At 71.6% G+C, this 21766-nt stretch carries 17 protein-coding genes and 2 pseudogenes; 7 read left to right on the forward strand and 12 right to left on the reverse strand.

Translation table 11 applies throughout. The features are described 5' to 3' along the window. Positions 1–230 precede the first annotated feature (230 nt). From AB0C26_RS04340 to AB0C26_RS04365, 6 genes are all read right to left on the reverse strand, one after another. Entirely contained in the window at positions 231–1424 is a 1194-nt protein-coding gene (locus tag AB0C26_RS04340) for a Pecanex-like protein 1 (RefSeq protein WP_360241300.1), read from the reverse strand. Positions 1425–1466: 42 nt separating this feature from the next. Beyond that, the gene (locus AB0C26_RS04345) at positions 1467–2234 is read right to left on the reverse strand and encodes a DUF4142 domain-containing protein (RefSeq protein ID WP_360241303.1); all 768 of its coding nucleotides are present in this window, start codon (positions 2232–2234) and stop codon (positions 1467–1469) included. Between the two features lie 43 nt (positions 2235–2277). Then, positions 2278–2997: a hypothetical protein gene (locus tag AB0C26_RS04350; protein ID WP_360241306.1), complete on the reverse strand. Its 720-nt coding sequence runs from the start codon at positions 2995–2997 to the stop codon at positions 2278–2280. 220 nt (positions 2998–3217) lie between these two features. Then, positions 3218–3991 (reverse strand): zf-HC2 domain-containing protein, encoded by a 774-nt coding sequence (locus AB0C26_RS04355; protein WP_360241309.1) that lies wholly within the window; start codon positions 3989–3991, stop codon positions 3218–3220. Continuing rightward, entirely contained in the window at positions 3988–4668 is a 681-nt protein-coding gene (locus AB0C26_RS04360) for a sigma-70 family RNA polymerase sigma factor (RefSeq protein ID WP_360241311.1), read from the reverse strand. The genes AB0C26_RS04355 and AB0C26_RS04360 overlap by 4 nt, the downstream gene beginning before the upstream one ends. Positions 4669–5105: 437 nt before the next feature. Continuing rightward, positions 5106–5915 carry a class I SAM-dependent methyltransferase gene (locus AB0C26_RS04365; RefSeq protein WP_360241314.1) on the reverse strand — a complete coding sequence of 270 codons (810 nt, stop codon included), beginning with the start codon at positions 5913–5915 and terminating at the stop codon, positions 5106–5108. A gap of 45 nt (positions 5916–5960) precedes the next feature. Between AB0C26_RS04365 and AB0C26_RS04370 the strand changes: the two genes are divergently transcribed. Further along, positions 5961–6536: a TetR/AcrR family transcriptional regulator gene (locus AB0C26_RS04370; protein WP_360241317.1), complete on the forward strand. Its 576-nt coding sequence runs from the start codon at positions 5961–5963 to the stop codon at positions 6534–6536. Positions 6537–6547: 11 nt separating this feature from the next. Here the strand turns inward: AB0C26_RS04370 and bioD are convergent, their stop codons facing one another. The 3 genes and pseudogenes from bioD to AB0C26_RS04385 form a co-directional block, all read right to left on the reverse strand. Then, positions 6548–7288, reverse strand: coding sequence for a dethiobiotin synthase (bioD, locus tag AB0C26_RS04375; protein WP_360243518.1), 741 nt, complete (start codon positions 7286–7288; stop codon positions 6548–6550). Positions 7289–8637: 1349 nt separating this feature from the next. After that, a pseudogene (locus AB0C26_RS04380) lies at positions 8638–9300 on the reverse strand (aminotransferase class I/II-fold pyridoxal phosphate-dependent enzyme); the annotation flags it as partial. Between the two features lie 480 nt (positions 9301–9780). Next, positions 9781–10233: pseudogene (locus AB0C26_RS04385) on the reverse strand (aminotransferase class I/II-fold pyridoxal phosphate-dependent enzyme); the annotation flags it as partial. Positions 10234–10317: 84 nt separating this feature from the next. On the opposite strand from AB0C26_RS04385, the gene bioB reads away from it, so the two are divergent. After that, positions 10318–11313 carry a biotin synthase BioB gene (gene bioB / locus AB0C26_RS04390; RefSeq protein WP_360241320.1) on the forward strand — a complete coding sequence of 332 codons (996 nt, stop codon included), beginning with the start codon at positions 10318–10320 and terminating at the stop codon, positions 11311–11313. Positions 11314–11485: 172 nt separating this feature from the next. On the opposite strand, the gene AB0C26_RS04395 is transcribed toward bioB, so the two are convergent. The 3 genes from AB0C26_RS04395 to AB0C26_RS04405 form a co-directional block, all read right to left on the reverse strand. Next, entirely contained in the window at positions 11486–12532 is a 1047-nt protein-coding gene (locus AB0C26_RS04395) for a GNAT family N-acetyltransferase (protein WP_360241323.1), read from the reverse strand. A 120-nt stretch (positions 12533–12652) separates the two neighbouring features. Continuing rightward, positions 12653–13360, reverse strand: a complete 708-nt coding sequence (locus AB0C26_RS04400; protein ID WP_360241326.1) for an amino acid-binding protein — start codon at positions 13358–13360, stop codon at positions 12653–12655. A 272-nt stretch (positions 13361–13632) separates the two neighbouring features. Further along, positions 13633–14343 (reverse strand): SDR family NAD(P)-dependent oxidoreductase, encoded by a 711-nt coding sequence (locus AB0C26_RS04405; protein WP_360241329.1) that lies wholly within the window; start codon positions 14341–14343, stop codon positions 13633–13635. A gap of 141 nt (positions 14344–14484) precedes the next feature. Between AB0C26_RS04405 and AB0C26_RS04410 the strand changes: the two genes are divergently transcribed. The 5 genes from AB0C26_RS04410 to AB0C26_RS04430 all read left to right on the forward strand — a co-directional run bounded on the left by AB0C26_RS04410 (position 14485) and on the right by AB0C26_RS04430 (position 21753). Beyond that, complete coding sequence (locus AB0C26_RS04410) at positions 14485–16266, forward strand: ATP-binding protein (protein WP_360241332.1); 1782 nt, start codon at positions 14485–14487, stop codon at positions 16264–16266. Positions 16267–16275: 9 nt separating this feature from the next. Further along, positions 16276–17427 (forward strand): exonuclease SbcCD subunit D, encoded by a 1152-nt coding sequence (locus tag AB0C26_RS04415; protein ID WP_360241335.1) that lies wholly within the window; start codon positions 16276–16278, stop codon positions 17425–17427. A gap of 70 nt (positions 17428–17497) precedes the next feature. Beyond that, complete coding sequence (locus AB0C26_RS04420) at positions 17498–20047, forward strand: SMC family ATPase (RefSeq protein WP_360241338.1); 2550 nt, start codon at positions 17498–17500, stop codon at positions 20045–20047. Continuing rightward, complete coding sequence (locus AB0C26_RS04425) at positions 20044–21015, forward strand: hypothetical protein (protein ID WP_360241341.1); 972 nt, start codon at positions 20044–20046, stop codon at positions 21013–21015. Before AB0C26_RS04420 ends, AB0C26_RS04425 begins: the two co-directional genes overlap by 4 nt. A gap of 48 nt (positions 21016–21063) precedes the next feature. Continuing rightward, the gene (locus AB0C26_RS04430) at positions 21064–21753 is read left to right on the forward strand and encodes a SprT-like domain-containing protein (protein ID WP_360241344.1); all 690 of its coding nucleotides are present in this window, start codon (positions 21064–21066) and stop codon (positions 21751–21753) included. The last annotated feature ends 13 nt before the right edge of the window (positions 21754–21766 follow it).

The following is a 21766-nucleotide window of genomic DNA, read 5'->3' on the forward strand; positions in this document are numbered from 1 at the left end:
GGCAGACCGATGGCCCTGACCGCGCTCCCGGTCAGGGCCATCGGAGGGGCGACCGGACACCCGAGTTGGTCCGGACCGCCGTTGGGAGCGGAGACCGCCGCACATCGTCCATCAGGGGGAAGGACGACCAGCCGGCGGGGATGGGGGGTCCCGGACCGGGACGGAGGCCATGTCGGTGGCCTCGCCCCGGCCGGGTTCACCGCCGGTGAGGCGGCGCCGCTCCTCGACCTTTAGCGCCCGCGGCCGTTGCGGACCGAGATCCGGACGGCGTCGTACGCGGGGATCTGGTTGGCGCGCTGCATCATCGGGATGCGGTGCGAGCCGTCACCGGCCCACGAGGCGCACTGCGCGGTGCCGGCGGTGGGCAGGCCCGGAACCTGGATCTGCACCGAGTCCGGCGTGGCGCTGCCGCGGCTGTCCTCGGTCGCCACGAAGAACGCGGGGACCGGATCCGGCGCCGGGGCGGCGTTGGTGTTCTCGAGCATCCGGCACGCGGTGTGGAAGTGACCGCGGACCAGGCCGTTCTGCAGGACCGAGCTCTCCACGTAGTACCCGCCCTTGCCGGCCGCCAGGAAGCGGTCACGGATCAGGTTGCGGGTGCTGACGGTCAGCGTGAACGGGGTGTTGGGCGCGACCTGGCGCGGCGCCTGCGTGATCAGCAGGGTCGGGTTGTTCGCGGCCTCGCCGACCTCACCGAACTCGGTGGAGACGCAGCGGTTGCCGTTCTGGAAGCCGTCGTGCGGCGCGAGCTGGCTGGTGTCGCAGCTGTTGGTCAAAACGCCGAGGCCGGCGCCGGGCGGCGGGGTGGTCTGCGACTCGGTCGGCTGCGGGTCGGGCTGGTTGCCACCGTTACCCTGGCCGCCACCGTTGTTGCCGCCCTCTTCCGCGGGCGCGCTCTCGCTCGGCTGGCCACCGTTGTTGCCGCCGTTGTTGCCGCCGCCGTTGTTGCCGCCGCCGTTGTTGCCGCCCTCTTCCGCGGGCACGCTCGCACTCGGGTCGGCGGCCGGGGTGGCCGGCGTGGTGGGCGGCGTCGTGGCCTGGCCACCACCGTTGTTGCCGCCACCGTTGTTGTTGCCGTTGTTGCCGACGTTGTTCATCACCCAGTTACGGCACCGGGTACGCAGCGTCGAGACCGACACCGTCTCGCCCGCACCGTCGTCCGCGTGCTGGGTCACCTTGCCGTTGTTGGTGGTGTAGGTGCCCTTGCGTGTCTTGGTGGACAGTTCGGCCGGTGGCGGCGCCTGGATCCGATCGCACGCGCTGAGCGCCTTGCGCTGGTTCCGGTCGGTGCTCGCGTTGGAGACCTGAGTGACGGTCACGATGCCGCCGAAGGCGACCAGCGTGGCAGCCACCGCGATGATCCGGCGTTTTCCGCTGAACCAGTTGTTGCTCCTGGCGGCGCGCCGGTACTTGGACCTTCGCATGGGGTGAACCTTTCTCTTACGCGACTCGGACGGCGGCTGGGGCTACCGCGCCCGGAAGATGCGCATGGTCGTGATGACGCCGGCCACGAGCGCGGCGGCGAGGACAAGGAGGATCACAGTGGTGTTGACGCCTGGTACGCCGCCGCTGTTGCTGCTGGCGGCTTGGAGCATCTGCCCGTCCACTGGGACCGGTCCCTTTCCGGCCGCCGCGGGGGCGGGAGCTGTGGGCAGCGACCCGTAGTCGACGATGCCGGTCGACTCGAGCAGCGTGATGTGAGTCAGCACGAACTGGTTGGTCTGCTGGGCCAGCTTGCGAACGCTGTCGTTGCGAGTGCTGGCCCGGATCGTCGCGATCGCGGGGAAGATCTTGCCGTGGGCGGCCCGGAGCCGGTCGACGAAGATCTGGTCGAACCGCGTGCCGGTCGCGTTGCGCATCTCGCGCAGCCAGAACTGCTGGTCGGTGTTCGGCTGGTTGGGCAGGTCGATGTCGAGCTTCTTGGCCGCCGCGCGGTCCAGGGCGTCGAGGGTCACGTGCTGGGCCGCGATGGCCTTGCCGATCGCCACGACGCGCGGGTCGTTCGACTTCTCCTGCGCCATGTTGCCGGCCGGGATCTCCCACAGGCCGGCCAGCCGGACCTTGATGACGAAGTCCTTGTCGGCATCCGAGATCGCGCCGGTGCCCTTGTCGGACAGCCCGGTCGCCGCGGGGACCGGGACACCGTCGCCGCCGGCCGCGTGGGCCGGGGTGACGGGGGCGATCAGGAACGCCAGAATCGCCGCCGAAATGCCCACCAGCAACCGCGAACGCATTTTCCTCAACCTCCGATCGAGCAATTCTTAAAAGACGGTTAAGTCAGTAGCTGTAGTCACTGCCGGAGTCGTCGCTCGACCCGGCGGCGCCGGCCGCGCCCTCGTCGTCCGCGGCGTCGTCCTTGGGCGGGGCGACCGCCTTCGAGACCGCCGGAAGGCAGGTGAGGTTCTTGGCCCCGTCGGGCTGGATCACGAACCACTTGCCGGCCACGTTCTGGCCCTTCCACGCGTGCGGCTTGGTGTCGCCGATGTACGTGTAGAGCGGCCAGCCCTTCAGGGTCAGCTGCTTCGAACCGTCGGACCGGGTGATCGTCCCGACCAGCTTGGAGTCGACGCCCTTGAGGGTCGGCTTGCCGTCGGTGGTCAGCGCGGCCGGCCAGACCTTGAGGCAGTCACCCTCGCAGTTGGACTTCGGCGGGCTGTTCGTGTCGTTGTCGAAGCGGTACAGCACCTGCTGTTCCTCGTTCTCGACGACCTGGCCCATCCGGGCCACCTTGGTGCCGGTGAGCTTGTTGGTCTCGGCCGCCTCGCTCAGCTCGGGCGCGGCGTCCTCGGAGCCGGGAGGCGCTGTCGCGTTCGGGTCGGCCTCCGCGGCGGGGTCGGCCGTGGCGTTCGGGGCGGCGGTGGCGCCGGCGGTGGCCGCCACGTTCTCGGAGGCGGGCTCCGCGGCGTTTCCGTAGTCGGCGGCGGCGTTGCCGCCGTATCCGGCCGGGGCGCAACCCTGCAGTGCGAACGCTGCGGCGATGGCGGTGCCGACAACCATCAACTTTCGCTTCTCCGGGAACACGTGCCCTCCATCATTTCTGCAACTGGCGTTTCCGGGCTGTAGTACGCGGCGGGGATCGCTTCGGGTTGAAAAAAGCGCCGATCAATTTCCCAGAATTTTGTTTGAACCCTTCGGGCTCCCGTTCCGTACCAAGCTCTCCGGCGCACACCAAAAAGGGCCCGGCCGAATCGGCCGGGCCCTCTTAGTGAGGAATTGATTACGGAACGCGAACCAGGGTCTCGCCGGAGGGGACCTCCTGCACCTGGACGTGCGCGATGTCGGCGCGCGGCGTCGCGGTGACCGCCTGGAGCAGCAGCGGCTGCGAGTTGGCCGCGGTGCCCCAGCCCTTGGTGCCCACCGTCCACGAGACGAGCGGCTCGGTGGTGCCGTTGGTGTGCACGGCGACCAGCCGGCACGTCTTGGGGCCGGTGATGTTGGAGATGGCGAACTGGATCTGGGTGCCGAAGTCCTTCTGCTCGAAGGCGACCGAGGCCTGTACGCCCGTACGCGGGTCGGCGCCGTCGAAACGCTCACCGGTCAGGTCGGGGCCACCGATGCCCGGACCCTGGCCACTGTTGGGCAGTGGGTCGGTCTGGCTGCTGCCGCCCTGCGCGGTGGTGTTGCCCGTGGTGGTGCCGCCCTTGTCGCCGACCACCTGGCCACCGACGAAGAAGGCGCCGATCGAGAGCATCGCGAAGATGACGACGGCCGCGGCCAGCGAGTAGAGCCGCCGGCTGTTGGCCCGGTGACGCTCGTGGGCGACCTCGCCGATCACCTTCTGCAGCATGAAGCCGTCGCGCCGGGTCTCCTCGGCGGCGATCACCGACTGCGCGTCGACGTCGGCCAGCAGGTCGGCGACCTCGACGAACGACTCGAGCTCGTACGCGCAGCGCGGGCACTCGATGAGGTGGTCCTCGAAGCGCTCGGCGTCGCGGCTGTCGAGCACGCCCAGGGCGTACGACGCGACGTCGAAGTGGTCTTCCTGTGTCATTCCGTCACCCCCCGCTGCTGCAACGCGGTCCGCAGCGCACGCAGAGCGTAGTACACGCGTGACTTGGCGGTGCCCAACGGAAGGCCGAGCTTCTCCGCCGCTTCCGGCACCGTACGGCCCCGGAAGTACGTCTCGATGAGGATCTCGCGGTGCGACTGGCTCAGCTCGCGCAGCGCGTCCGAGACGGTCATCGACTGCAGGACGCGGTCGGTGTCATCCGCCGTACTCGGGAAGCTCTCGAGCTCCCGGTCGTACGTCTCGGCCGGCCGGGCGCTGGCGCTGCGGTGATCGTCGATCGCGATCCGCCGGGCCACCGTGACCAGCCACGGCCGCAGCGACTGCTGACCCTGGGCGCCGAGCCGGTGCGCGTTGCGCCAGGCCCGCAGCAGGGTCTCCTGCACGATGTCCTCGGCTCGCTGCCGGTCACCGCCGGTCAGCCGCAGCACGAACATCAGCAACGGGCCCGCATGCTCCTCGTAGAGCATTTTGACCAAGGTGTCCTCGTGGCTGGGGCCGGTCGAGGGCGCAGCCTCGTGCCGCGGCGCCTGCCGGGGAATCACCGAACCACCATCGCCCACACCACGGCTCCCGTCGAGTGACTGCCACCGTCCACCGGAACGCTGTGTCATCAGGCCAACCCCGCCCGGCGCCAGCCGATCCTCGGCCACCGCATGCATCGATACCTCCGCCCGGAGCTTTCCCCGTCGCCTGAGATACGGCTGGGGACAGCCCTCGGGATCAACGCCGACGGGAAATTTTTCGGGAGCGGTCTCAAACGGTCCTCCGGTCTCGCGAGACTCCGGCCAGGAGTCACGAGGCGCGTGGGCAGACGATCAAAATTCATCGATCTGCACCGATATGACGGCCAGGGCAGCCGAATAATACTCAGCCACACGGGTCCCATGAAACGTCCTTCTGAGCAGGCGCGACGCACTACGGGTGCGGCATTACCGGAAAGTAGTTCCACGCTTCCGCAGCGTTCCCGTCCCACCATCTGGGAGCGCTCCCAGAGGCTGCCCGAAGGGGCAACTGAGCCGTTCAGGCAATGTCTTGGCCCGTTCAGGTGATCTCCGCCGGATGCGCACCGCTTGGCGCATTTCGTCCGTTCTGACGGTCACCCGGAATTCTTGAGATCTTCAGGACGTACGGCGCGTGTCGCGGTCACCGCGACGGTCGCGAAGCCCATCGTGAAGGAGCCGCCGAGCGCGTCGATCGCCTCACCGGTCGCGGTCAGCAGCGCGGCCAGCCGCTCCGGCGGCAGCGTCGTGTGCGCGCCCTGGGCCGGCAGCTGATCGAGCCATTCCCCGCGGCCGTAGACCTGCTCCCAGTCCCACCGCCACCGCTCCGCCGGCCCGAAGACGCCCGCCTCCCGCATGCCCTCCTCGGCCCGGTCGAGCATCGAGGTGTACATCTGCACGGCGGTGGCCGAGGACCCGTACGCCCGGGCCATCATGCTCTCCGGCATCAGCCGCTCGTAGACCTCCTTGAACGCGGCGGCCGCCTCCGGCGACGGCTGGCCGGCGTTCCAGAACAGAGTCAGCCGGCCATCCTCCTTCAGGACCTGACCGGCCTTGACCGCGCCGGCCACCGGGTCGACCCAGTGCCAGGCCTGCCCGGCGACCACGGCGTCGAAGACCCGCCCGCGCGGCTCCCACCGCTCGATCGTCGCCACCTCGACCTCGAACCCGTCCCGCCGGCTGAACTCGGCCATCCGGGGGTCGGGCTCGACCCCGAGCACACGACAGCCCCGATCCCGCAGCGCGCGGGCCACGATTCCCGTACCGATCCCGACGTCGAGCACGTCCGGCGCCACCAGCCGCTCGATCAGCTCGCCGGGGTAGCGGGGCCGAGTCCGGTCGTACCTCCCCGGGTCGATCCCGAAGGACTCGGCGACCTGGCGCTGGTGGTGAGGTTGAGTGGGCATGCGCCCACTCTAGGGAGCCGGCGCCCGCCTGGATAGCCTGGTCGCATGCCGACCGGTGTGGCCCTGCGCGACGTACGACAGCAGCTCTTCGACGCCGCCGACCGCGTGCTGCGCCGGGCGGGCGCCGCCGGCCTGACCAGCCGTGCCGTGACCGCCGAGGCGGGCGTGGCCAAGGGCGTGCTGCACCGGCACTTCGCCGACTTCGACGACTTCCTGGCCGCCCTGGTCGAGGACCGCGTCGCCGCCCTGCCGCACACCGTCGTGGCCCGCGCCGGCACGGCGACGGTCGTCACCAACCTGACCGGCGCCCTGACCGCGATCTTCAGCCCGGTCGCGCTGCACATCGTGGCTCTGATCATCGCCCGTGACGAACTCCGGGCCCGCCTCCGCCGCCACCGCCCCACCGGCATCCCCCTGCTGACCGAGGCGGCGACGGTGCTGGCCAGCTATCTGAAGGCCGAACAGACCGAGGGCCGCCTGGCGCCACAGGCCGACCCGGACACCCTGGCCCTGACCCTGATCGGCACCGGCCACCTGGTCTTCGCCGGCCACGAGGACACCCCACCCGGCCCGGCCGAGGTGGAGAAGCTGGTCACCTCGGTCCTGGCCGGCGCTGTCTAGTGGTGGCCCATCTAATGGTGGCCGTCGCCCGTTTCCTCGGCCCAGACGCGCCAGTTGTCGAGGACGCCGTACAACGAAGGGGTGAGCCAGCCCGGCGCTGACCGGCGGAAGACACCCGGGTCCATCCGGCCGGCGTCCGAGGGCAGGGCGCCGAGCAGGTGCGGGACCATCTCGCTCAGATTGGCCCAATGAACCAGGTCGGGGTGGGAGGGCCAGGCGCCGATGACCACACCGGCCGGGATGCCACGGCGGTTGAGGGCTTCCAGGGTCAAGGCCGTGTGGTTGAGCGTGCCCAGACCGGCCCGGGCCACGACGATCGTGCTGACACCGAGGGCGGTGGCCAGGTCGGCAACGGTCCACGACTCACCGGAGGGCCGCACACCCATCGGCACGAGCAGGCCGCCGGCGCCCTCCACGAGCACCAGGTCGTGTTTGTCGGCCTCGGCCCGAATGGCGTCGACCACTTCGTAGAGTTCGAGCGGCGGCATGGAGGCCACCGTGGCGGCGGCCAGCGGCGCCATGGGCTCGGGATATTCGGCGAGCGTACGGGCGGTGTCGGGTCCCGCCAGCCGGCTGATGACCTCGATGTCGGTCGGCGCACCGGTCACGATGCCGGTCTGCCCCGGCTTGATCACGGCCACCCGAAGCCCCGAAGCTTGCGCGGCGGCGGCCACAGCGGCGGTGACAATGGTCTTGCCGACATCGGTATCGGTGCCGGTGACAAGCACGATCCCCCGCCACTCACCGGGCACGCCCCGCCGCGGCGCGGGCTGCCCCTTGGCGGCCTCCGCACCAGACAGATCCCCGGCGTCCGGAGCGGCCTCCGCGGGAACACCTTCCGGCTGGCCGGCGGGCGACGGCTCCCCGGCCGCCGTTCCCTCCGCGTGCGCCTCACCCACGCCACCGCCGGCACGACCGTCCACCTCAGCCGGCAGTGTTTCAGCCACGCCACCGGACGACGCCCCAGCCGCATTCACGCCAGCACGGCCCGGCAATCCGCCGGAGGACATTGCGGCCGCGCCGCCATCGCGGCCAGCCGCCGCCTCGGTCGAATCACGCCGGCCCGCCGCCTCGGTGGAATCACGCCGGCCCGCCGCCTCGGTGGAATCGCGGCGACCCGCCGCTTTGGTGGAATCACGCTGACCCGCCGCCTCGGTCGAATCATGGTGATCCGCCGCCTCGATCGAATCGCGCTGACCCGCCGCCTCGGTCCAATCGCGGTGACCCGCCGCCTCGGTCCAATCGCGGCGACCTGCCGCCTCGGTCCAATCGCGGTGACGTGCCGCCTCGGTGGAATTGCGGTGACCGGCCGGCTCGGCGGGCGCCTGCTGGCCCGGGGAGAAGCCCGATCGCCCAGCGAGCGAGGAGACAGCCGGCGCCACTACGGCCGAAAGCCCACGACCCACAGCTCGAACAGACGAAGGTTTGGGCGATATTTCCCCAGAAGGCAGGACATCGTCAGTCACGGACCCGCCCTTCACGGCGGAAGGCCCCGGCATGACACCGGCCTGCTCTTCGCCGGCGGTCGAAGCGTTGAACTCCCCGACCGGCACCGCCACAGACCCACCGGCGGACGAGGCCTCAGGCTCCCCGACCGGCACCGCCACAGACCCACCCACGGACGAGGCCTCGGTCTTCCCGACCGGCGAAGTGGAGAGAGCATCAATAGACGAGGCCGTCGGCTCCTCGACCGGGGCTGTTGTCTTCGACTTCCCGGCCGACTCAGCCGCGGGCTCGGCCTCCGGCTCATCGGCGCGAAGAGGCGACTCGGACAGCCCCGTCCCGGCTCCGTCGCCGGACAAGACCGCAGCCGGCACTGTGATGTCCGGCCCGGACGGTGATGAAGGCGCAGCGGCGTCAGTGCGAACCGCTGTGGCGGCGACCAGAGCGGGAGCCTCATCCGGCGTACGGGCGGAAGGCACCGCAGCCTCGGAAACCGGCCCCGCGGTGCGGACCGTGCCGCGGCCCGGCAGCGGCGGGAACGTGAAGCCCTTGGCGCCGGGGCTGCGGGTCAGGACCACGTTCGCCGTGGGGAGGCGGGTCACCACCTCGGTCACGTCCGGGCAGGACGGGCCGGTGGGGAGGGGGCGGGGCTTGCTGCTCACGGGGCGCACTCCACGATCACGTCCAGGGCGCGGGCGAAGTCGGAGTCGGAGACACCCGCGTTGAGGGTCAGGCGCAGGCGCGACGTGCCGTCGGGGGTGGACGGCGGCCGGAAGCAGCCTACGGCGACGCCCCGGTCGCGGCAGTCGGCGGCCCACGCCAGGGCCGCCTCGGGCCCGGGGGCCACAACGGACAGTACGCCGGCCGCCGGAGCCTTCACGTCGAAACCGGCCGCCCGCAGACGAGAGACGGCCCGAGCGGCCCGTTCGGCCACCACCTCGCGGCGGTCATCGGCGGCCCGGGCGATCCGCAAAGATTCTTGGACGCCGGCTGCAACGGCAGGGGGCAGTGCGGTGTCATAGATAAACGTACGGCCCGTGTCGACCAGATGTTTGATGAACTGCGCGGGACCGGCGACGACGCCGCCGGCCCCGCCGAGAGACTTGGAAAGGGTCGCGGTGATGACGACGTCCGGCCGCCCGGCGAGGCCCGCCGCCGCGACACCGCCCGCGCCGCCGGGACCCAGCAGCCCCAGGGCGTGCGCGTCGTCCACCAGCAGCAGAGCACCCCGGGAGGAGGTCACTTCGTAAAGCTCAGCCAGCGGCGCAAGGTCGCCGTCAACCGAGAACACCGACTCCGTCACGACAAGCGCGAGGGGCCGCCCCACCCCGCCGACACCGACACCCGCACCCGCACCCGCACCCGCACCCGCCGAGCAAGCCGCAGCCACAGCCCCGGGAGAAGTCGGCGGCGCGGCCGCAGGGAAAGCCGTGTGCGCGACCCCGGAGGAGGCAGCCGCAGCCGCGGAGGAAGCCAGAGGTGCGGACGAAGCCGGAGACGCGGCCACGGAAGACGGCGGCATGACCCCGGGATAGGTCGCCGCCACCGCGGACGAAGCCGGGGGCGTGGCCGCGACCGGAGAAGTGGCTGTCGCCGGAGGAGTGGTAGTGGCCGCGGCCGGAGAAGTAGCCGCGCTCTGAGGAGTGGTCGCGCCCTGAGGAGTGGTCGCGGCCGGAGAAGAGGTCGCGGCCTGAGGAATGGTCGCGGAAGGCGGCGGGACGGCCAGGGAGGAAGCCGGCGGCACGGCAGCGGAGGAAGCCAGGAGCGCGGCCGAGGTGGAGGTCGCGGCGGCGTGGGCGTCGAGGATGGCGGCCACTGCGGACGGTGAATTGTGGGGGGCGACGATCGTTCTGGGGGTGGCCATGCGGCAGCCGTCGATCAAGGAGGCGTGGTTGTACGCGTCGGAGACGATCAGGTCGCAGAAGGTGGCCATGCTTCGGACCGCGGCGAGGTTGGCCATGTAGCCCGACGAGAAGACCAGGGCCGCCGGGGTGCCCAGCCACGCGGCCAGCTCGGATTCCAGGGCGGCGTGGGCCGGCGTCGAACCCCGGACCAGGCGGGAGCCGGTGGCGCCCAGGCCGTAGCGGGACAGGGCCTCGGCCGCGGCCGCCGTCACTCGGGGGTCGCCGGCCAGTCCCAAGTAGTCGTTGCCGGCCAGGTCGACGGCGGTCGGGCGGGGGCTCAACTGACGGGTGAGCCCCGCCTTGGCCCTGCTCGCGGCCAGGCGATCCAGCTCCTCCAGCCAGCCCGACAAGACACCTCCAGCGATCACGAGAATGGGAAACTATCACCCGCCACTGACAGTCCTACCGGGCGCAAAGGTCTGTAGGGTACGGGCATGCCCGAGATCCTCGACAAGGCCCGTGCCCAGGTTCTCGCCGGCGGAGCCGGCCTCGACGAGGCGGGCATTCTCGACGTTCTGCGCCTCGGTGACGATCACCTGCCCGAGCTTCTTCAGCTCGCCCACGACGTACGTACCAAATGGTGTGGTCCTGAAGTCGAGGTCGAGGGCATCGTCTCGCTCAAGACCGGTGGCTGCCCGGAGGACTGTCACTTCTGCTCGCAGTCGGGGCTGTTCGCGTCGCCGGTGCGGTCCGTCTGGCTCGACATTCCGTCGCTGGTCGAGGCGGCCCGGCAGACCGCCGCGACCGGGGCCACCGAGTTCTGCATCGTCGCCGCCGTGCGCGGGCCCGACAAGCGGCTCATGGCCCAGATGCGCGAGGGGGTCAGGGCGATCCGGGAGTCCGTCGAGATCCAGGTCGCGGCCAGCCTCGGCATGCTCTCCCAGGAGCAGGTCGACGAGCTGGTCGAGATGGGCGTGCACCGGTACAACCACAATCTCGAGACCTGCCGGTCCTTCTTCCCCACCGTGGTGACCACCCACTCGTGGGAGGAGCGCTGGAGCACGCTCACCATGGTGCGCGAGTCCGGCATGGAGGTCTGCTGCGGCGGCATCCTCGGGCTCGGCGAGTCCGTCGAGCAGCGGGCGGAGTTCGCGGCTCAGCTGGCCGAGCTCGACCCGCACGAGGTGCCGATGAACTTCCTCAACCCGCGCCCGGGTACGCCGTTGGGTGATCAGCCCGTGGTCGAGGGCAAGGACGCGCTGCGCGCCATCGCCGCCTTCCGGCTGGCGATGCCCAGGACCATTCTTCGGTACGCGGGTGGGCGGGAGATCACCCTCGGCGACCTGGGTACGCGCGACGGGCTGCTCGGCGGGATCAACGCGGTGATCGTCGGCAACTACCTGACCACCCTGGGCCGGCCGGCCACCGAGGATCTGGCGCTGCTGGCCGACCTGAAGATGCCGGTCAAAGCCCTGTCGGCGACGCTCTAGTGTTCTGCGACCGGTGCGGCGGGGCCGCGGCCGAGGGCGACCACGCGGCCTGCGAGAAAGCCCGCGCCCTGGAGCCGCCGCGTTACTGCGCCGAGTGCCGCCGCCGGATGAAGGTGCAGGTGGTGCCCACCGGGTGGACAGCCACCTGCGTGGAGCACGGCACCCGCGCCTCTTAGGGGACCACCGAGTCGACCGAGCCGACCGGGCGCTCGACCGGCATCGGCAGGGTGACGCTGACCATGCCGCCGTCGCGGTCGGCCGGGCCGGCGCCGAGGCGGCGCAGGGTGCGCAGCATGGCGACGTTGTCGGCCGCCGTGTGGGCCACCACGGCCGCGATGTCGCTGCGCTCGGCGTGGGCCATCAGGCGGCGCAGCAGGGCCGTGCCGATGCCGCGGCGCTGCCAGGCGTCCTCGATCAGGATGGCGATCTCGCCCAGGTCGCCCTCGGTGAGCAGGTTCGCCATCGCCACCACGCGGTCGCCCACGACGGCCAGCAGGGTGCGGCCGGCGCCGGACGGTTCGAGCAGGCGGCGCAGCCGGGCCTCGCTCGGGCCGCCGCCGCCCAGGTAGCGGCGCTGCAGGGTTTCCGCGGAGCTGCGCTGGTGCAGGCGGCGGACGCCCTCCAGGTCGTCGGCGGTGGCCAGGCGCACGGCCAGTTCGGTGCCGTCGGGCAGCAGCAGGGTGGACTGTTCGCGCCGGCGGCGCAGCATCGCGGCGGAGAGCTCGATCAGGGCCTGCGCCCGCGCGTACTCGGCCGGGGTGAAGGCCGGGGCGCTGCGCAGCACCTCGAGGGAACCGCCGCCCGGGTCGGCCAGGCGCATCCGCTCGGTGTCGTGGCCGGGGCCGCCGCTCAGCGGCTCGGGGCGCCAGCGCACCTCGGTCGCGTCGAGCAGGGCGACCAGCGCCTCGCCCAGCGTGTCGGGCTCGTGCACCAGCCGGCCGGCCAGGGCCAGCGCCCGGGTCGGCTGGTCGGCCAGGCCCTGCGCCTCGGCGCGGGCCACGAACGCGTCGCGGCCGCGGCCCTTGGCGACCGCGGTGAGCAATTCGGTCTCGGTCATCGAGTCGGGCGCGTCGACCAGGAAGTCGTCGACGGCGCCCGCCTCGGTGGTGTGCACCTGCACGGCCAGGATGTTCACCGACCGCAGAGCGAGGCTCGCGGTCAGCACGGAAAGGTAGCCCGGACGGTCGTCGACCGTTGCCCGGATCCGCCACAGCGCCATCTCCGGCACCTCCTTCTCGCCCCGGATGGGCGGCGAGTCACGTCAGCTGTACCAACGCCAATACTGCCCCGCAGGTGTTAACCGGACATTGCTTGAGCTGGGATTTGAGTGCGAGTCCGATCACACGGGGTTTGCCGCCACGGGTGGGCTCAGGCGGTCGCCCAGGATGACGGCGGCCGCGCGGACCAGCTGGGCCACCCGGTCGACCTCGGTCACGTGGAAGGCGGCCGCCGGCAGCTCGTCGTCGGCCGAGCGGGCCACCACGAGCACCAGACCGTCGCGGCCGAACGGGGCCACCGCGTACTTGGTGTTGTCGGCGCCGGTGAGCGGGCGGGCCCGCAGCGGGGTGACCTCGGGCAGCTGGAGCGGGGCCGGGGCGCGCCAGCTGGCGTACGTCACGGCCGGCTCGTTGGTCAGCGCGCGGGGAGCACCCGTGCGCGAGGCCCAGTCGGCCGGCACGACAGCGGCCGCGGCCCAGTCGGCGGCGAGCAGGGCGGGCATCGCGTCGACCAGGGTGGCCAGGCCGTCGGCCGGGTTCGCGGCGACCTGGGCCAGCAGTTCGGCGTCGTGGCCGCCGTTGACGGGGGCGCCGATCGCCTTCCAGACGCCGTCGACCTGCACGCCCGGGATGGCGGCGAGCCCGGCGAGGAGGCGTTCCACGCGGGAGGCGCCGGGCCACACGACGGTGAAGTCGTCGACGGCGCGGCCGCCGAGTCGCTCGAGCACGACGACCTGGACGATGTCCGCGCCGGCCACGCCGAGCGTGCGCGCGACCTGGCCGAGGGCACCGGGACGGTCCGGCAGGGTGACTCGTACCCGCAGCAACATGCAACTCCTCCCGTCTTAGGCCGGCACAGCGATGCCGGCCTCCGGCGTCCAGCGTGCCAACTCGGCGTTTCGCACCGGTTGCGCCGCCGTGTCAATCGCTCTCAGGAGAAAGTGTCACGCCGTGTCATCGGAGTATCGTCGTAGCGTGATCTGCCCAGCGTGTCGCGCGAAGGAACACGACAAGTGCCGCGGCGGCTCCTGGTGCGACTGTCAGCATCGCCCACCCGAGCCGACCCCACCCGCGACCGGCGCGCCCGGTCCGTAAAAGCCTTCTAGGCTTCGTTGCGCCGGAAGGTCGTGTCCGCCGGGATCGGCAGGAACAGCTCGCCCTTGAATCCCGGCGTGAGCGCGTCGGCCACGAAGGCCCCGACGTCGCGCCCGCTGAGCCAGCCCGGTTCGATCGCCCCGCCGTCCCAGTCCTCGGTGACGATCGGCGTGTAGACGTCCACTTCATGCAGCCGTACGGACTCGTTCTCCGCCGCCAGGACCCGCATCAACATGGCCTGGGCGGCCCCGGTGACCGAGATCGGCCCGGAGCCCGCCACGGCGAGCACCGAGGCGATACCGCCGAGCGCGAGATAGACCGAGTCCGCCCGCCCGGCCAGCGCCGGCAGGAATACCCGCGCCACCATGAAGTGGCTGGTCAGGTTGTCGGAGATGATCCGCTGCCACACGGCGGGGTCGAGGCCGGCCAGCGGCGCCCCCTCCCACCACTCCCCCAGCGAGGCGACGACCGCGTCGATCGGCCCCAGCTCCGCCGCGATCAAAGAACGCAGCCGGGTCGAATCCGGCAAATCTGATATGTCACCGACGAACCCGTGCAGCAGATCCGACTGGATCTTGTCCTGCAACCGGGCGAGTCGTGAGGGGTTACGTGAGGGCACGGCAACTACCGCGCCCCGGGAGATCAATTCGCGCACGACGGCCGTTCCGGCCCGGCCGGTGCCGCCCGCCACGACATGGACGCGCCCAGTGAGTGTCACCGGGCAACCGTATCGAAGCTGGGCGCGCCTCCCTCGTACGAGCAAGATCTTGTGGATAACTCTGTGTATGAGCACCAGAAGTTGTGGACAACGTGTGCCAACCCACTCCGCGTGCGTCTTTTGTCGTACCCCTGGTGCACGATGATCAGCGTGTCTGACGAAGCTGCCCTTCCCCGCGGCGGAAAACAAAATGACAAACCGGACGTGGACCCCGTCGGGCGGGTCTTAGGTACTGCCGACGCCACCCCGCTCCAGTTCTGGACGGCCGTGACCCCCGGCAGCTACCTGCAGCTCGACGACGTCGTGGTCACCAAGCGCGAGCTCCCCGACCGCGAGCCGGTCACCATCGCCGGCGTGGTGACCCAGGTCCGCGCCCGCCACGAGGGCGCCCAGTTCGACTCCGACGTCTTCGCGATCGCCGACGGCACCCTGCCGGCCATGGTGCAGGAGGCGGCCGAGATCACCACGACCCGGGTCGATCCCGAGCTGTACGTGCCACCCGCTCCCGGCGCCGTCGTGCACCGGGCCTCCGGCGAGGCCCGCGACGCCGCGCTGCACTTCGACCGCATGGAGCGGCGTATCCCGATGGGCACCGGCCGCGACGGCGTACCGGTCTTCCTGAACGCCGACTTCCTCGACGGCACCCGCGGCGCCCACGTGTCCATCTCCGGCATCTCGGGCGTCGCCACCAAGACCAGTTTCGCGACCTTCCTGCTCTACTCGGTCTTCCGCTCGGGCCAGCTCGGCGCCGACGGGGCCAACGCCCGCGCGCTGATCTTCAACGTCAAGGGCGAGGACCTGCTCTTCCTCGATCACCCCAACACCAAGCTCGACGAGAGCACGCGGGCCGCTTACAAGCTTCTCGAGCTACCGGCCAACCCTTTCCCTGACGTACGCGTGTACGCGCCCCCACGAGCGGGCGACTCCTCCGGCGCGCCCGATGTCAGCAGCCGCCTCACCGGCGTCGACGCGTTCTACTGGACGCTCGAGGAGTTCTGCTCAGCCCGCCTGTTGCCGTACGTGTTCGCCGACGCCGACGACGAGCGCCAGCAGTACACGATGGTGGTCCACTCGGTCACCGCCCACCTGAACCGCCACGCGGTGCCGGCCGAGGGCGGCATCAGCATCGACGGCCGCCGGATCGGGTCGTACGGCGATCTCGTCGACCACATCGTCGAGCAGCTCACCGACGACGACACCCGGTCCACCTGGGCCGGCAGCGCGGTGAACATGGGCACCGTCAACGCGTTCGCCCGCCGCCTGATCGGCAGCAAGCGCGACCTGTCCCGGCTGATCCGCGGCGACCTGGCCCAGCGCCGCCCGCACCAGATCAAGACGGCCGAGTCGGCCCAGGTCACCGTGGTCGACCTGCACAATCTGCCGGACCGCGCGCAGCGGTTCGTGGTCGGTGTCACGCTCAAGACCGAGTTCGAGGAGAAGGAGAAGTCCGGCACCGGCCGTCCTCTGCTCTTCGTGGTCCTCGACGAGCTCAACAAGTACGCCCCGCGCGAGGGCACCTCGCCGATCAAGGAGGTGCTGCTCGACATCGCCGAGCGGGGCCGCTCGCTCGGCGTGATCCTGATCGGCGCCCAGCAGACCGCGAGCGAGGTCGAGCGGCGCATCGTGACCAACTCGGCCATCCGCGTGGTCGGCCGGCTCGACCCGGCCGAGGCGGCCCGCCCCGAGTACGGTTTCCTGCCGCCCGCGATGCGCCAGCGCGCCCTGCTGGCCCGCCCCGGCACGATGTTCGTCAACCAGCCCGACATCCCGGTGCCGCTGTGCGTGGAGTTCCCGTTCCCGGCCTGGGCGACCCGCAAGTCCGAGTCCGGCCCCCCGCCCGCCGGTTCCCTCAAGTCCATCGTCCAAGGCGCGGACCCGTTCGCCGTCGTGGGCGGTTCGCTCGACGACGACATTCCGTTCTAAGGTTCCGCGATGCGCATCCTGCACACCTCCGACTGGCACGTCGGCAAGGTACTCAAGGGCCGGAACCGGCACGAGGAGCACATCCGCGTGCTGGGCCAGGTCGTCGAGATCGCCAAGGCCGAGCGGCCCGATCTGGTGATCATCGCGGGTGATCTCTACGACACCGCGGCTCCGACGGCCGACGCCACCCGGGTGGTCACGCGGGCGCTGTCGGCGCTGCGCAAGACCGGCGCGCGGGTGGTCGCGATCGGCGGCAACCACGACAACGGGGCCGCCCTCGACGCGCTGCGCCCGTGGGCCGACGCGGCCGGCATCGAGCTGCGCGGCTCGGTGCTGGCCAACCCCGAGGACCTGCTGATCACCGGCCAGACCGAGGACGGCGAGCGCTGGCAGCTGGTCGCCCTGCCGTTCCTGTCGCAGCGGTACGCGATCCGGGCGGCGGAGATGTACGAATTGACGGCGGCGGAGGCCTCACAGACGTACGCCGATCATCTCGGCCGTTTGATCGCCAAGCTCAGCGAGCGGTTCGCCGACCCCGGCGTGATCAATCTTCTGACCGCTCATCTCACGATCTTCGGGGCCACCACGGGTGGCGGCGAACGAGAGGCGCACACGGTCATGGGGTACGCCGTGCCCGCCACCGTCTTCCCGCAGAACACCCACTACGTCGCGCTGGGCCACCTGCACCGCTCGCAGCAGGTCATCGCCCCCTGCCCGACCCGCTACAGCGGCAGCCCGCTCGCGATCGACTTCGGCGAGGAGGAGAACATCCCGTCGGTGGCCATCGTCGAGGTCGGCGTCGATCGGGCGGCCCGGGTCCGCGACGTGCCGATCTCCTCGGCGATCGCCCTGCGCACGGTCCGCGGCACCCTCGAACAGCTCGCGACGGTGAACCTTCCGGACGCCTGGCTCCGTGTTCTGGTGCGCGAGAAGCCGCGGGTCGGCCTGCGCGAGGACGTGCAGGAGCTGCTGCCCAACGCGCTCGAGGTGCGGATCGACCCCGAGATGATGCCGGACCGGACGGGAGAGCGGATGGCGCAGCGGGCCGGCCGGTCACCGCGCGAGCTCTTCGGCGACTACCTGGACAGCAAGGACAACGCCGAGGACGGCGTCCGCGAGCTGTTCGACGAGCTGTACGACGAGGTGAGCACCAACAAATGAGCGAGCGTAGCGAGCGCAGGCAGCTCAGTGGCCTGGTCTCAGGTTCGACCGAGCGAAGCGGAGTCGAATCATGAGGCCCATACGGCTCGACATGGCAGGGTTCACGGTTTTCCGGGACGAGACCACCGTGGACTTCACCGACGCCGACTACTTCGCGCTGGTCGGGCCGACCGGCTCGGGCAAGTCGACGGTGCTCGACGCGATCACGTTCGCCCTCTACGGCACGGTCCCGCGCTGGGGTGGCGCCCGCGGCATCGTCAACGCGCTCGCCCCCTCGGCCACCGAGGCCCGGGTGCGCCTGGTCTTCGAGTCGGCCGGCGACCGCTACGTGGCGACCCGGGTCGTCCGCCGCGACGGCCGGGGCAACGTCAAGACCGCCGGGGCCGGCCTCCAGCTCATGCCGCCCGGCTTCGACGTCACCAAGCTGGACACCGGCATGGACCTCGACGACCTGGGCGACGTCCTCGCGGGCACCCCGGCCGAGATGGACGAGGCCGTGCAGCACGCCGTCGGCCTGCCGTTCGAGCAGTTCACCAGCTGTGTCGTGCTGCCGCAGGGCCAGTTCGCCGACTTCCTGCACGCCAAGCCGGCCACCCGCCAGCAGATCCTGGTCAACCTGCTCGGGCTGCACGTCTACGAACAGGTGCAGACCAAGGCCACCGGGCGCGCGCAGACGGCCGAGGGCAAACTGGCCGTGGTCGATCAGAGTCTGGCCGGGCTGGCCGACGCCACCGACGAGGCGGTCGAGGAGGCACAGGCCCATCTCGTACGCATGCGGGAGCTCACGACCGCCGTCGAGCGGGCCGTGCCCGGGTTGCGCGACAAGCGGGAGGCCGAGGCGGCCGCCGCCGCGAAGCGGGACGAGCTCGACGCGGAGCTGCGGCAGCTGGGCAACGTGCGTACCCCGGCCGCAAGCGTGGAGACCGCCGGCGTGACGGCGGCCGCGAGGGCGACCGCCGCCGAGGCCGCGGACGAGGTTCGCGCGGCCGAGGAGAAGGAAGAAAAGGTACGGGGTGAGCTGGCCGCGGCCGGCGACGCGGGTTCGCTGAGCCTGATGCTCGACCGGCACGCCGAGTTGCAGCGGCTGACCGGGCAGGAGGAGTGGTTCGCGGGCGAGGTGTCGGTGGCCGACGTCGAGCACAAGGACGCGGTGGCGGCGCTGGAACTCGCGCACAGTGAGCACGCCGGCGCGGCCCAGCTGCTCGAGCAGGCCCGCCTCGACTACACGGAGGCCCAGCGTACGGACCGGGCGGCCGCCCTGCGAGCCCATCTCGCGGTGGGTGACAACTGCCCGGTGTGCGAGCAGACGGTGACGACGGTCCCGGCTGTACCGGAGGGCTCGGCGGTGCGGGCGGCCGAGGCCGCGGGCAAAGCCGCGCGGGCCGCCGCCGAGGCCGCCGAGCAGACCTGGAAGCAGCGGGACGCGGTCGCGCGCAAGCTGGAGAGCAACCTCGAACGCAAGCGCGCCCAGTACGAGCACCACCTGTCGCGCCTGGCCGAGGCCCGTGCCGCGGTGGCCGAGTCGCCCGGGGTCGAGGCGTTGCGGCGGCGGCTCGACGAGCTGGGCCGGCTCCAGAAGCAGCTCGATCAGGCCGCTTCGTCGGTACGGACGACACGCGCGGCTCACCGCAAGGCGCAGGCGGCCGTGGTCGCCGCCGAGGAGCAGCAGCGCACGGCGTGGCGCGAGTTCGACGCCGTACGGGACGGGGTCGCCCGCTTCTCCCCACCTCCGGCCGACCGCGACGACCTCGCCGCCGCCTGGTCCACACTGGTCGCCTGGGCCGCCGAGCTGGTCGTCGCCCGCCGTTCGGCCCGCGCGGAGGCCGAGGACGCCGTCACCGCCGCCCACCAGGCCACCCTCACCACCATCTCCGACATTTCCGACTTGTTCGTGGCGGCGGGAGTGCCGGCGCCCTCCCGCTCCTCCGCCGGCTACTCCTCGGGCGCCCGGGCATCCGCGCCACTTTCCGACATCTCCTCTCTTTCAGATGCGGATCTCATCCGGGCGGCGGCGGTGGCGGCGGAGCGGGCCGAGGCCGCGTGGAAGCGTCTCGACGACCGGCGGGCCTCGGCGGCCGAGCTGACCGAGCAGCGCATGACCCTGCAGCGCGAGAGCCGCGTCGCCAAGGCCCTCGCCGGTCACCTGCGGGCCAACAACTTCGAGCGCTGGCTGCTCGAGGAGGCGCTCGACCTGCTCGTCGGCGGCGCCTCGCGGATCCTGCGCGAACTGACCGGCGGCCAGTACGACCTGATCCACGACAAGGGCGAGTTCTTCGTGATCGACCACCACGACGCCGGCCTGCGCCGCGGCGTGCGCACGCTGTCCGGCGGCGAGACGTTCCAGGCCTCGCTGGCCCTCGCGCTCGCCCTGTCCGAGCAGCTGGCCGGCATGTCGACCACCGCCGCCAGCCTCGAGTCGATCGTGCTGGACGAGGGCTTCGGGACCCTCGACGCGGCCACGCTGGACGTGGTCGCGGCGACGCTGGAGAACCTGGCCGCCCGCGGCGACCGGATGGTCGGTGTCGTCACCCACGTCAACGCGCTCGCCGAGCGGGTGCCGGTCCGGTTCGAGGTGCGCAAGGACGCGCGTACCGCCCATGTGGAGAGGGTTGGCCTTTGACCAGGATGTTCGTGGACGCGTGGGATCCCTCGTACGGCGCCTCGTACGAGGGCGCCGACGGCGGCGAGGGCCCGGCGTCGCCCAGCAGCGCCCAGGTCGACACCGACGTGGAGATCCCGGCCGCCGAGTGGGCCCCGATCGACGTGTCGGCCTCGGTGCGCCGCCCCGACGTCGTCTTCCTGGTCGACGGCGTCCGCCGCAACGACGCCGGCCTGTGGACGGCCGAGGAGGACGGTACGTCGTACGCCGGCCTGGCCGCCTCGTACGCCGCCGGCGTGGTCCGCTGCGACCTCGGCCGCGGCCAGGCCGAACTGGTCGGGGCCAAGGTCGGCCGCGGCCTGTTCACCGCCAGCCCCACCGCCTCCGACGTCCAGGCCGGCACGGTCCGTTACACGGTCCACCGCATCGAGGGCGCGGGCGAGGCGTCCAAGCTGCCGTCGGCCGTCCAGCCGTCACTGACCGCCCTCGAGATCGACATCTCGTCCGAGGCCCGCGCCACCGGCTCCGACGGCGCCGACCTCCTGGTGGTCGACGGTCCACTGCGCAACCGGCGCCAGCTTCCCCGGACCATCGGGTACGTCAAGACCCAGCAGAAGCAGTACCTGCCGGGCGCCCTGACCCCGGTCGTGACGTCACTGCGCCCCGGCCAGCGCACCCCCGTCTTCCACCTGGGCACGGTGTGGGGCGGCTGGTCCTGGTACCTGCGCCTGCCCGGCGGCTCGGGCGCCCCCTGGTCCGGCATCGTCCGCGTCGAGTGCTCCCCCGACCTCACCCCCGGCGAGGCCATCGAGCTGGCCGAGATCTCCAGCGCCACCCTGCCCCGCTTCGCCTCGGCGTCCTACAAGGACCCGCGCGCCCCACAGAACCTGGTACCCATCGCCGGCCTGGAACGCCGCCTGCGCACCATGCTCGGCGACGCCCGCTTCCTGCACCGAGCCTTGACCAAGGCCACCGCCCTGACCCGCTGACCTCACCCGCCCCACCCCTCGGCGTTTTCGCACCACGGAGTATCGAAGTTGGACCTCACGCAAGCCCGCGATCTCGCCACCGATCTCATGGCCCGGCACAGGCTGGCCGGCTGGCGGCTGTCGTTCGACAACGCCAAGACCCGGGCCGGCGCCTGCCGCTCGGACCGCAAAGAGATCACCCTGTCCCGGCCGCTGATCAGCCTGTACTCACCCGAGCAGGTCACCGACACGATGCTGCACGAGATCGCGCACGCCCTGGCCGGCTCCGGCCACGGTCACGACAGGGTGTGGCGCGCGACCGCCCGGCGCATCGGCTACACCGGCGGCCGCTGCCTGCCCGCCGACGCACCCCAGGTCGACGGCGCCTGGGTCGGCACCTGCCCGGCCGGCCACCGCACGACCGCCCACCGCCGCCCGGTCCGCGTCCGCTCGTGCCCGAAGTGCACACCCCGCTTCGACCTGGCCGCCCGCTACACCTGGACCCATCACGGCCGCCCGGCCGCCATGGACCCCCGCTACGACGCCGAACTGGCCCGCCTGAGCAACCACCACCCCGAGCCCACCCCGGCCCCCATCCCCGTCGGCGCCCGAGTCCGCCTGACCGGCGCCGGCAAGTACGCCGGCCTCACCGGCACCGTCGAGAAGCGCGGCCGCACCCGCTACCAGGTCCGCACCCGAGCCGGCCTGCTCAGCGTCGCCTTCGCCGCCGCCCAGCCCCTGACCGCCACCGACCGCTGACCACCGCACCCAC

Origin of the sequence: Actinoplanes sp. NPDC048796 (assembly GCF_040650035.1) — a bacterium.
Taxonomy (GTDB): domain Bacteria; phylum Actinomycetota; class Actinomycetes; order Mycobacteriales; family Micromonosporaceae; genus Actinoplanes.